At 71.4% G+C, this 11852-nt stretch carries 8 protein-coding genes; 3 read left to right on the plus strand and 5 right to left on the minus strand.

Annotated elements, in window-relative coordinates:
- Nucleotides 1-1479: a xylulokinase gene (gene xylB, locus ACFC0D_RS10045; protein ID WP_376433097.1), complete on the minus strand. Its 1479-nt coding sequence runs from the start codon at nt 1477-1479 to the stop codon at nt 1-3.
- Between the two features lie 147 nt (nt 1480-1626).
- Here xylB and xylA point away from each other — a divergent pair, with 147 nt between their 5' ends.
- Entirely contained in the window at nt 1627-2820 is a 1194-nt protein-coding gene (gene xylA, locus ACFC0D_RS10050) for a xylose isomerase (RefSeq protein WP_376433099.1), read from the plus strand.
- Between the two features lie 18 nt (nt 2821-2838).
- Here xylA and ACFC0D_RS10055 read toward each other — a convergent pair whose 3' ends face one another.
- The 4 genes from ACFC0D_RS10055 to ACFC0D_RS10070 form a co-directional block, all read right to left on the minus strand.
- Nucleotides 2839-3513, minus strand: a complete 675-nt coding sequence (locus ACFC0D_RS10055; RefSeq protein ID WP_376433101.1) for a hypothetical protein — start codon at nt 3511-3513, stop codon at nt 2839-2841.
- A 26-nt stretch (nt 3514-3539) separates the two neighbouring features.
- Nucleotides 3540-4070, minus strand: coding sequence for a SigE family RNA polymerase sigma factor (locus ACFC0D_RS10060; protein WP_376433103.1), 531 nt, complete (start codon nt 4068-4070; stop codon nt 3540-3542).
- Nucleotides 4051-5115: a LacI family DNA-binding transcriptional regulator gene (locus ACFC0D_RS10065; protein ID WP_376433117.1), complete on the minus strand. Its 1065-nt coding sequence runs from the start codon at nt 5113-5115 to the stop codon at nt 4051-4053. The genes ACFC0D_RS10060 and ACFC0D_RS10065 overlap by 20 nt, the downstream gene beginning before the upstream one ends.
- Before the next feature lie 172 nt (nt 5116-5287).
- A complete protein-coding gene (locus ACFC0D_RS10070) occupies nt 5288-8200 on the minus strand; it encodes a glycoside hydrolase family 48 protein (RefSeq protein ID WP_376433105.1) in 2913 nt (970 codons plus the stop codon).
- Between the two features lie 261 nt (nt 8201-8461).
- On the opposite strand from ACFC0D_RS10070, the gene ACFC0D_RS10075 reads away from it, so the two are divergent.
- Together ACFC0D_RS10075 and ACFC0D_RS10080 are read left to right on the plus strand one after the other, a co-directional pair.
- A complete protein-coding gene (locus ACFC0D_RS10075; protein ID WP_376433107.1) occupies nt 8462-9985 on the plus strand; it encodes a cellulase family glycosylhydrolase in 1524 nt (507 codons plus the stop codon).
- A gap of 12 nt (nt 9986-9997) precedes the next feature.
- Nucleotides 9998-11737, plus strand: coding sequence for a glycoside hydrolase family 6 protein (locus ACFC0D_RS10080; RefSeq protein ID WP_376433109.1), 1740 nt, complete (start codon nt 9998-10000; stop codon nt 11735-11737).
- Nucleotides 11738-11852: the final 115 nt, after the last annotated feature.

Here is an 11852-nt window from a genome sequence, read left to right on the forward strand (position 1 = left end):
TCAGGACAGCAGGGCGGGGGTGGCGCGTTCGAGCGTCCCGGCGATGCGGTCCCAGGTCTCGTGGTCCTTGGCCGACGCCGGCAGCAGCTCGCCGTGGCCGGTGCCCCAGGCGGTCGCCACGGCGACCGGGTCCTCGCCGGAGGCAGCCGCCGCGGCGAGGGCGGCGGCGCCGAGGGCGACGAGTTCGGTCGCGTACGGGACGATCAGGGGCCGTCCGGAGAGCCGGCGGACGGTCTCCGTCCAGGCCCTGCCCCGGGCGCCGCCGCCGATCAGGCGCAGCGGACGGTCCCGGACCGAGGTGTCGGCGGGGTCGAGCCCGCAGGCGGCGAGGAGTTCGTCGAGGGCACGCAGGACGGTGAAGGCGGCGCCCTCGTAGGCCGCGCCGAGGATCGCTCGCGGGGTGGTGGTGTGGCGCAGCCCGGTGAGGAGTCCGGCGGCGTGCGGCAGGTCGGGGGTGCGTTCGCCGTCGAGGTACGGCAGGACGACGAGTCCGTCGCCGGGGACGGCGTCCTCGCGGTCGAGGCCGAGGAGGTCGGCGAACCTGTCGACGGCGAGAGTGCAGTTGAGGGTGCATCCGAGCGGGAGGAAGGTGCCGTCGGCGGCGGCGAAGCCGGCGACTCCGGGGGCGGCGGGACGGGTGCGGGTGGTGGCGAAGACGGTGCCGGAGGTACCGAGGCTGACGACGGGGTGGTCGAGGTGTCCGGCGCCGCCGAGGCCGAGTCCGACGGCGGCGGCCATGTTGTCGCCGGTTCCGGCGGCGACGGCGACGCCGTCCGGGAGGCCGAGCGTCGCCGCGGCGGACGCGGTGAGGGTGCCGACACGGGTGGCGCCGCTCGGGGCGACGACGGGGAGCGACTCCGGTGCGAGGCCGAGGAGTTGGAGGAGCGCGGGGTCGTAGGCGCCGTCGGCGGTGGAGTACCAGCAGGTGCCTGAGGCGTCCCCGGGATCGGTGGCGGCGACGCCGCTGAGCCGCTCGGTGAGGAAGTCGTGCGGCAGGCGGACCGCTGCCGTCGCCGCGGCGGTGGCGGGCTCGTGCTCGCACAGCCACTGCCACTTGGCTGCCGTCATGGAGGCGACGGGCACCGAGCCGGCCCGCGCCAGCCAGGCGTCGGGGCCGCCGAGCGCGTCGGTGAGGTCGGTGGCCTGCGGCGCCGAGCGGGTGTCGTTCCAGAGCAGTGCGGGGCGCAGCGGGCGGCCGGCGGGGTCGAGGACGACCAGGCCGTGCTGCTGCCCCGCGACCGCGATCCCGGTGACGGCGGAGGCGGCCACCCCGGCTTCCTTCAGTCCCCGGGCGACGGCTTCTCCGAGGGCGGACCACCACTGCTCGGGGTCGCTCTCGCGCGCGCCGCCGGTTCCGGTGACGGTGTGCCGGGCGCGGCCGACCGCGAGCAGGGCGCCGGTGGCGGCATCGACCACGGCTGCCTTGGTGGACTGCGTGGAGCTGTCCACACCGATCACCACGGGGTGTGTCGCCGGCATGGCGTTCACCTTTCCTCGACTCGGCCTCTGGCGCGCTCTCGCGCGTTGCCGTATTAGTTATCTCAGAAAACAAATACCCGGGCCAGACCTGGCCGCGTATCAGTTCGCGGTGTTCGCCGCGGCCGAGCTACTAAAGAGGGACAGAGCATGGCGGAACGCTTCACCCCCACCCCCGGAGGCCGGTTCACCCCCACCCCCGAGGACCGGTTCACCTTCGGTCTGTGGACCGTCGGCTGGCAGGGCCGCGACCCCTTCGGCGACGCCACCCGCCCCGCGCTCGACCCGGTCGAGTCGGTCGAGCGGCTCGCCGCGCTCGGTGCGTACGGCGTCACGTTCCACGACGACGACCTGATCCCCTTCGGCGCCTCGGAGACCGAGCGCGACGGTGTGGTCAAGCGCTTCCGGGCCGCGCTGGAGAGCACGGGCCTCAAGGTGCCGATGGCCACCACGAATCTCTTCACGCACCCGGTGTTCAAGGACGGCGGCTTCACCGCCAACGACCGCGACGTACGCCGATTCGCGCTCCGCAAGACGATCCGGAACATCGACCTGGCCGTCGAGCTCGGCGCCACGACCTACGTCGCCTGGGGCGGCCGGGAGGGCGCCGAGTCAGGCGCGGCGAAGGACGTGCGCGTGGCGCTGGACCGCATGAAGGAGGCCTTCGACCTGCTCGGCCAGTACGTCACCGAGCAAGGCTACGACCTGCGGTTCGCGATCGAGCCCAAGCCGAACGAGCCGCGCGGTGACATCCTGCTGCCGACGATCGGGCACGCGCTCGCGTTCATCGAGCGCCTGGAGCGGCCGGAGCTTGTCGGCGTCAATCCGGAGACGGGCCACGAGCAGATGGCTGGGCTGAACTTCCCGCACGGCATCGCCCAGGCCCTGTGGGCCGGCAAGCTCTTCCACATCGACCTCAACGGCCAGTCCGGCATCAAGTACGACCAGGACTTCCGCTTCGGGGCCGGCGACCTGCGCCAGGCGTTCTGGCTGGTGGACCTCCTGGAGAGCGCCGGGTACGAGGGGCCGCGGCACTTCGACTTCAAGCCCGTGCGCACCGACGGCTTCGACGGAGTGTGGGAGTCCGCGAAGAACTGCATGCGCAACTACCTGATCCTGAAGGAGCGTGCGGCCGCCTTCCGCGCCGACCCGGAGGTCCAGGAAGCACTGGTGGCCTCCCGGCTACCGGAGCTGGCGACCCCCACGGCCGCCGACGGTCTCGCGGCGCTGCTCGCCGACCCCACCGCGTACGAGTCCTTCGACCCGGCCGCGGCGGCCGGTCGTTCGATGGCCTTCGAGCGTCTGGACCAGCTGGCTCTGGAGCACCTTCTCGCGGTCCGCTGACCCGGCTGCCGGCAAGCCCTACGGAGCGGTGGGCGCGAAGCCGCCGTGTGCGGAGGCCCGGTGGCCGGAGGTGTCCGTCCCCGTGACCGTGTACGTGTCGGATCCGGCGTCGCGCCCGCCCTCGGCGTGGTTGTACTGGCCGGCGAAGACATGGCGTCCGGCCGGAACGGTGCGGCCCGAGGTAAGGGTCCAGCGGTAGACGAGGGCGCCGCCGTCCTCCCGTACCGAGACGGTGAAGTCCTCGGCCGGCAGGGTGCGCCAGTTGCCGGTGGAGGCGACACCACCGGTCTGCGCGACCCGTAGCTCGACAACGAGCCCGGAGAGCGGGGTCGAGGTGGTGACGGTGAGGTCGCTCTGCGCCCAATAGCGGTTGCTGCCCGGGTCGACCACGCCTTCGGCCCGCAGCCGCGGTTCCGCGCTCGGCTCGCTGCCGGCCGCGGTGACCGAGCGGGACGGGCCGGACAGCGCTGTCACGGCGTAGCCGCCTGCGGCGAAGATCCCGGCGACGGCCACCGCCGCTCCGGCCACCTTCAGCCAGGGCACGGGGCGCAGGGGCCGGACGGGCCGCCCGGGGACGGCTCGCGCGTCCGCGGCCATGCCGCGCTCGACCCGGGCCAGCATCCGGGCCCGGTCCGGACGGTGGGCTTCGGCCGCCTCCCGCAGCCGTGCGCGCAGCTCGTCCTCGTTCGTCACGCGCTCCGTCCCCACTCCCTCACCCCTCACGCCTTCCTCCCGGCCAGTTCCGACGCCGCTCCGGGCCCGAGCACGCGCTGCAGCTCGGCCATGCCCTTGGAGGTCTGGCTCTTCACCGTACCGACCGAGACGCCGAGGACCTGTGCCGTGTCCCGTTCCGACAGGTCGAAGGCGTGGCGCAGGACGACACAGGCACGCTTGCGGAACGGCAGGGCGCGCAGCGCGCTCCGGACGTCGACGACCGCCGGTACGTCGGGGTCGTCGACGCGTTCGGAGCGCCGGTCCCAGAACAGCGCGACGCGGCGTCGTTCGCGGACGGCGCTGCGGATGCGGCTGCGGACGAGGTGGGCGACGACTCCGCGGGCGTACGCGACGGGGTGGTCGGCGCAACGCACCCGGTCCCAGCGGTGCCAGAGGGCGACCATCGCATCCGCCGCGAGATCGTCGGCCGCGTCGGCCTCACCGGTCAACAGGTGGGCGAGGCGGGCGAGTTCGGCGTAGTGGCGCTCGAAGAACTCGTGGAACTCCGTCGCGTCCTCATCGACGGCTGTGGCCACGCCGGCCTCTCTCCCCGGCGCCGGTGCGCTCCGGTCCGCCCGCGGGGGCGGGTCCCGTGCTTCCGCGCGCTTCGAGTTCGGGTGCGATCAGGACGGTGCCGGAGGGCTCCTGCCCTTCGAGATGGGCGAAGACCCTCTCGACGGCGAGCCGCCCCATCTCCTGGGCAGGGACGCCGATGGAGGTGAGTGGCACGGACGCCTCGGCCGCGACCTGGCCGGCACAGACCGCGATCACCGAGACGTCCTCGGGCACCGCGCGCCCCTGCTGGCGCAGCAGCGCGAGCAGCGGTTCGACGGCGGCCTCGTTCTGGACGACCAGTGCGGTGGTGGCGGGGCGTTCCTCGAAGATCCGGACGACGGTCGCGGCCACCGCGGCGTAGGTGCCGTCGCAGGGCCGGTGGAGCAGGCCGACCGACTTCTCGGCCGCCGTGCCGCGCAGTCCCACCAGGGTGCGTTCGGCGAAGCCGGTGCCACGGGCGTAGACGGCCGGCGGCTCGCCGAGGACGGCGATCTGCCGGTGGCCGAGCTCGGCGAGGTGGTTCACGCACTGGGCGCCGGCGGCCTCGAAGTCCAGGTCGACGCAGCTGAGTCCGCCGGGGTCGGCGGGCAGGCCGATGAGGACCGCGGGGCGCTCGGCCGCCTTCAGAGGGGGCAGGCGCGGGTCCTCGAGTTCGACGTCCATCACGATCATCGCGTCGGCCAGGGCGCTGCCTTCCACGCGGTGGACCGCCTCCGGGCCCTCCTCGCCGGTGAGGAGCAGCACGTCGTAGCCATGGGCGCGGGCGGTCGTGGTGACGGCCATCGCGATCTCCATGAGAACGGGCACGTACATGTCGGTGCGGATGGGCATCATCAGCGCGAGGATGTTCGTGCGGCTGCTGGCGAGCGCGCGGGCGCCCGCGTGCGGGCGGTAGCCGAGCTCCTCGATGCTGCGTCGGATGCGATCGCGGGTCGCGGCGGAGATCGACCGCTTGCCGCTCAGTACGTAGCTGACCGTGCTGGCCGAGACTCCGGCGTGGCGCGCGACATCGGCGAGGGTCACCATGCTGATCTCCGCCCCGTTCTCCACGACCCTGTTCGGACAAGCGCTTCGACGCGCTACGGAAGCGACCTTATCGCTTGCCGTGCTCACGGCGAAGAGCGGTGCCGGGCAGACCCTGAACACAGGGGCCTGCCCGGCCGTTTCGTACGCGCGACCGCTCTTCCGCGGGGCGCTGCTATTCGAGCAGTTCCGCGTACGAGCCCATGGCCAGGGCGATGTCCGCCTGGGCCCAGAACCGGTGGTACGTGAAGACGGGCGCGGCGCCGCCCGCGAGGTAGGCCTCGATCTTCGGCCAGGCGGGGTCGTCCTGGTAGAAGGTGCGGAGCGAGGCGAAGGTGGACGAGGAGTTCACGGTGTCGCCGTTCGGCATGGCGCCGGTCCAGCCGCTCGGTACGTACACCGGGTCGTCGAACCGGTTGTAGTCGGCGCGGGTCTCCGGGACGGCGATGCCGAGCGGGTCCTGGTGGTGGGTCCACATGCCGTCGAGGAGTGCCTTGGCGACCCGCTTGGCCTCGGCGTGCCCGGACTTGGCCGCGTAGTAGGTGAGCGTCTTGGCGTAGGCGGCGGCCACGCCGACGTCGTCGGTGTAGTCGGTGACGGTGACGTGGAGTCCGGCGTTGGCGCCGGGGTTCGTGGCGTTCCAGGTGTCGGGGGCTCCGGACCACTGGAGGGTGGAGGGGATGCGGTAGGTGCCGTCGGGGTTGATGGTGGTCTTCGACAGCGCCCAGCCGACCCATTTGTCGAGCACGGTCCCGGCGGCCGCGTCACCGGTCTGCCGGTAGTACTCGGCGACCCGCTCCATGGACCATGCCTGGAAGCCGAACCACTGGTTGGACGCCGGGTCGTGGTAGACGGGCTTCTCGTCGTAGAAGAGGCCGTGGAAGCTCGGGGTCCCGGCCGGGGGCTGGGCGTAGCGGCCCTGCCAGCTGTTGGTGGCGCCGCCGGCGATGGCGCCCTCGTCGGACTGGAGCCAGCGGTAGAACTCCAGCTGCCGGTCGAGGCTGGTCGCCCAGTCCGCCGCGCCGGTCGCCGACTTGGGCTTCAGTGGGGCGTACTCGCTGAGCGCGTAGGCGGCGAGCGGGTTCTGGTAGCCGCCGTGGGCATGGCTGGATCCGATGCGCCAGGACCAGCCGGCGCTGGTGTCGGTGGCGCCGCCCCAGGCGTAGTACCAGGACATCAGGTAGTGGGCGCTGTCCTTGCCGGTGCCGGCGGGGCAGACGGTCGGTCCGACGCAGTTCCCGGACTTCTTGAAGTACTTGTCGAACATGGCGTAGCGCAGGTAGTCGCCCATCTTGGCGGCCTTGGAAACGGTCGTGGTCACCTGGGCGCCCTTGCCCTGCTCCTTGGCCCAGATGTCGGCCCAGTAGGCGGCCTGGACGGCGCGGGCGTCGGCGTCGGGGGCGTTGGTGAACTTCCACTGCTTGGCGTAGGAGGCGTCCCCGGTGAAGAGGTCGAGGTAGCCGTTCCTGCCGCCGTAGGAGAAGTTGTCGCAGGTGGGGTGCGGGACGGTCTCCCAGACGGACTCCTGGGGGCCGCGCTGGAAGGTGTTGATGTACGAGGGCCCGGTCGCCGTCGGTCCGGCGGAGCACTTCCCGGGCTCGTTGCCGTAGCCGTAGACGTTGTCGACGTCCTGGAGCCAGTGCATCCCGTAGATGTCGTCGGTGCCGTACGCCGTCCTCAGCTCGGCGGCGATCGGGTCGGAGCCGGCGGTGACCCCGGAGTCGAGCCGGGCCGGGTACTGGGACGGCAGGTCGTGCTCGGGTGCGTAGGTGGCGGGCTTGGAGGCGTTGTAGGTGCCGGTCGTGGGCTGGTCGGCATGGGTGGGGATCATGAACTTCTCCATGGTGTCCCACGCGCCGTTGAACCTGGTCCAGTCTCCGGTGATCTTCCCGTACATCGCCTGGAGCCAGATCAGATAGCTGTACGCCTCCGAGGTCGTCTCGTGCCCGTGGTCGGGAGCCTCGACGATCAGCGTCTCGACGGAGTGGTACGGAACGCCCTCGGGCGAGAAGTAGCCGTTGGCCGGGTTGGTGATCTTCCCGTGGAGGTCGAGGAAGCGGGCGTCGTAGGTGGAGTCGGCTGCCAGCTGGGCGACGGTGACCTCGGCCTTGGTGTGGCCGGGAGCGGTCGCGGTGAAGACGGCCGAGCCGGTGCCTGTGGCCGCGGCGGCGACGGTCACCTTCTGGGCGGTGTTCCAGTTCGCCGGGGTGAACGTGAGGCCGACGGGGGTGGCGGTGAGGTTGGTGTTGCCCGAGGTGCGGGCGACGGTCACCGTGACGTCGGCGGCGGGCTGGGTGGAGAGCTTCAGTTCGTACGTGCCGGTGGCGCCCTGGCGTACCCCGAACTGGGCTGGGGTGGCGACGAGTGCGGGTCCGGCGGCGACGGTGATCCCGACCGGGGCGGACTCCGCTGAGGCGCCGAGGCTGTCGTAGGCCTTGGCGTAGAGCGAGTGGGAGCCGACGGCGAGGCCCGTGGCGCCGAGGGTGAAGGGGGCTGTGGTGTCCGTGCCGAGCAGGGTGGTGTCGCTGTAGAACTCCACCTTGTCCACGGTCGCGCCGTCCGCGGCTGCCGCGGTGGCGGCCAGCGGCACGGGGTCGCCCGCGGTGAAGACCGCTCCGGGGGCGGGGCTGGTGAGCACGGCGACCGGCGGCTGGTGGGCGCCGGTGCAGGAGGTGCCGTTGACGGCGAAGGCGGTCGGGGCGGTGTTGGTGCCGCTGTACGTGAACTGGGCGCCGGTCGTGACGGCCGCTCCGGCCGCGATCGTCCTGTTCCAGTCGGCGTGGGCGACCGTGACGGTCTTCCCGGACTGGGACCAGGTGCCGCTCCAGCCGTTGGAGAGCTTCTGGTCGCCGCTGTAGGCGTAGGTCAGGGTCCAGCCGTCGAGCGGGGTGGTCGCGCGGTTGGTGAGGGTGACTTCGGCGGTGAAGCCCGAACCCCAGTCGTTGGTCCGGTAGTCGACGCTGCACTGCACCGCCGCCGCGTGGGCGGTGGTGGTGCCGACGGCCGTCAGGCCCAGGGGCAGAGACAACGCCGCGGCCAGCGCGGTCAGCAGCCGACGCGTTCTCGGTGGTCGTCGTCGTGGTGGCATGGGGCGGTTCTCCTCGCGGCTCGGGAGGTGGGGCTTGCGGGAGTGGGGGAACAAGCTCTGAACCAGTGGGAGCGCTCCCACTGTGCAGTTGGGACACAAGGGCGTCAAGGCACGTGAAGAGTCGAAGACATTCGACCGAGAAGTTCGTCAACTCCTCTTTTCGTTGGGGCCAGTTGACGCTACGGTCTGGCCCCACCAGTGGGAGCGATTCCGTCAGTCGGCGCGTCGTCAGCGACGCGTCCTCGCTGCAAGGAGTCGCTCATGCGACATCCCCCACGCTTGTCCGCGCTGCTCGCCGGAGCGGCGCTGACCATGGCGAGCACCGCTCTCGCCGTGGTAGGTACGGCCTCCGGAGCAGCGGCCGCACCTCCCTGCACGGTGGACTACCGGGTCGTCGGCGAGTGGGCCGGCGGCTTCCAGGGATCCGTCACCGTCACCAACAACAGTGCGGCGCTCAGCAGCTGGAGTCTCGGTTTCGACTTCCCGGCCGGCCAGAAGATCAGTCAGGGCTGGGGCGGCAAGTGGTCCCAGTCCGGCACGACGGCCACGGCCGTCAACGAGAGCTGGAACGGTTCCCTCGGCACGGGCGCGAGCGCCACGGCCGGGTTCATCGCCTCCTGGGCGGGCGCCAACACCGCGCCCACCTCCTTCACGCTCAACGGGACCGCCTGCAACGTCGATCCGGGACCGGACCCGACGCCCACACCCACGCCGACGAGCCCCACACCCACTCCTACGCCCACCGATCCCACCGACCCGCCCGACCCCGTCTCCGGCGCGCCCGAACTGAGCGTCGCCGGCACCCGGCTCACCGACCAGAACGGCGCGACCCGTCGTCTGCTCGGCGTCAACCGCTCCGGCGGCGAGTTCATGTGCGTCCAGGGTCACGGCATCTTCGACGGCCCGGTCGACGACGCGTCCGTCCGCGCCATCGCGGACTGGAAGGCCAACACCGTTCGCATCCCGCTCAACGAGGAGTGCTGGCTGGGCCTCGACAACATCAAGCCCGAGTACCGGGGCACGAACTACATCAACGCCGTGAAGGGGCTCGTCGATCGCGTCCTCGCCCATGGCATGACCCCGATCGTCGAACTGCACTGGACCTACGGGCAGTACACCGGCAACTCGGCAGGCTGCTCCGACATCCATGCCTCCTGCCAGAAGCCGATGCCGAACGCCCAGTACACGCCGGCCTTCTGGACCTCGGTCGCCGACACCTTCAAGAACGACCGCCGGGTCGTGCTCGACCTGTTCAACGAGCCGTATCCGGACCGGGCGACCTCCACCACCGCGCAGGCATGGAGCTGCTGGCGCGACGGCGGCACCTGCCCGGGCATCGGCTACGAGGTCGCCGGAATGCAGGACCTGCTGGACGCGGTACGGGCCACGGGCGCCCGGAACCTCGTGCTCGTCCCCGGCATCGCGTACTCCAACGATCTCAGCCAATGGCTCTCGCACCGTCCCACCGACCCGGCGGGCAATCTGGCCGCCGCCTGGCACGTCTACAACTTCAACACCTGCTCCAACGAGACGTGCTGGGACAGCACGCTCGCTCCGGTCGCCGCGCAGGTACCCCTCGTCGCGGGCGAGATCGGCGAGAACACCTGTGGTCACGGCTTCATCGACCGCGTCATGAAGTGGTTCGACGACCGCGGCCTCTCGTATCTCGGCTGGACCTGGAACACCTGGAACTGCTCCTCGGGACCGGCCCTCATCACCTCGTACGACGGCACACCCACCGCATTCGGCATCGGGCTGCGCGACCATCTGCGCGCCCTGAACTGAAAGGACCGCGCAATGAGCCGCACAACGAGCCGCACCGCCCTCCTGGCGGCCATCGGCCTGATCACGGCGAGCGGCGCCACCGCCACCGTCATGACCAGCACGGCCGGAGCAGCAGCGGCCGGCTGCAAGGTCGACTACCAGGTCACCAACCAGTGGAACACCGGCTTCGGGGCCAACGTCACCGTCACCAACACCGGTGACCCGCTGAGCTCCTGGACCCTGGGATGGTCCTACGCGAACGGTCAGCAGGTCACGCAGGGCTGGAACGCCACGCTCACCCAGTCCGGCGCCGCCGTGACGGCCAAGAACGTCTCGTACAACGGCAGCCTGGCGACGGGTGGTTCGACGTCCTTCGGCTTCAACGGCTCCCACACGGGCACCAACGCCGTCCCCGCGACGTTCACGCTCAACGGAGTCGTCTGCAACGACACCACCCAGCCGCCGACGACCCCGCCCACCACTCCCCCGACGACCCCACCGACCACTCCACCGCCTGCGGGCACCAAGGCCGACAACCCTTACGCCGGCGCCCGGGTGTATGTGAACCCCGAGTGGTCGGCGAAGGCGGCGGCCGAGCCCGGTGGCACCAAGATCTCGAACCAGCCCACCGGCGTCTGGCTGGACCGTACGGCCGCCATCGCCGGCGTGAACGGTGGCATGGGTCTGCGCGACCACCTCGACGAGGCCCTGGTCCAGAAGGGCAGCGGCGAGCTCGTCGTGCAGCTGGTCATCTACAACCTGCCGGGCCGGGACTGTGCCGCGCTCGCCTCCAACGGCGAGCTCGGCCCGACGGAGATCGACCGGTACAAGACCGAGTACATCGACCCGATCTCCGCGATCCTCGCCGACCCGAAGTACGCGGGCCTGCGGATCGTCACCACCGTCGAGATCGACTCGTTGCCCAACCTCGTCACCAATGTGTCCGGGCGCCCGACGGCGACTGCGAACTGCGATGTGATGAAGACCAACGGCAACTACGTCAAAGGCGTCGGCTACGCCCTGAACAAGCTGGGCACGATCGGCAACGTCTACAACTACGTGGACGCGGGCCACCACGGCTGGCTCGGCTGGGACGACAACTTCGGCGCGTCCGCCGAACTCTTCAGGACGGCCGCCCAGGCCGAGGGCTCGACCCTCGCCAACGTCCACGGCTTCATCGTCAACACGGCCAACTACAGCGCGCTGAAGGAGAACCACTTCACCATCAACGACAGCGTGAACGGCGTCTCCGTACGCCAGTCGAAGTGGGTGGACTGGAACCGGTACGTCGACGAGCTGTCGTACGCCCAGGCGATGCGCGACAAGCTGGTCTCGCTCGGCTTCGACTCCAAGCTCGGCATGCTGATCGACACCTCCCGCAACGGCTGGGGCGGAACCGCCCGGCCCACCGCCCCGGGCGCGACGACCAGCGTCGACACCTACGTCAACGGCGGCCGCTACGACCGGCGCATCCACCTCGGCAACTGGTGCAACCAGTCGGGCGCGGGGCTTGGCGAACGGCCGCAGGCCGCTCCGGCCGCGGGCATCGACGCGTACGTGTGGATGAAGCCGCCGGGCGAGTCCGACGGCGCCAGCAAGGAGATCCCGAACAACGAGGGCAAGGGCTTCGACCGGATGTGCGACCCGACGTACACGGGCAACGCCCGTAACGGCAACAGCATGTCGGGGGCGCTGGGGGACGCGCCGCTCTCCGGGCAGTGGTTCTCGGCCCAGTTCCAGGAACTGATGAAGAACGCCTACCCGGCGCTGTGACGGGGCGGGCGGGGGGGCCCCCGGGGCGCGCCGCGCCCCCCCCCCCCCCGCCGGGCCCCCCCCGGCCCCCCCGAGAGATACCCCCCCCCCGCCCCCCCCCCCCCCCACAGGCCCC

The organism is Streptomyces sp. NPDC056222 (assembly GCF_042264065.1).
GTDB lineage: Bacteria > Actinomycetota > Actinomycetes > Streptomycetales > Streptomycetaceae > Streptomyces.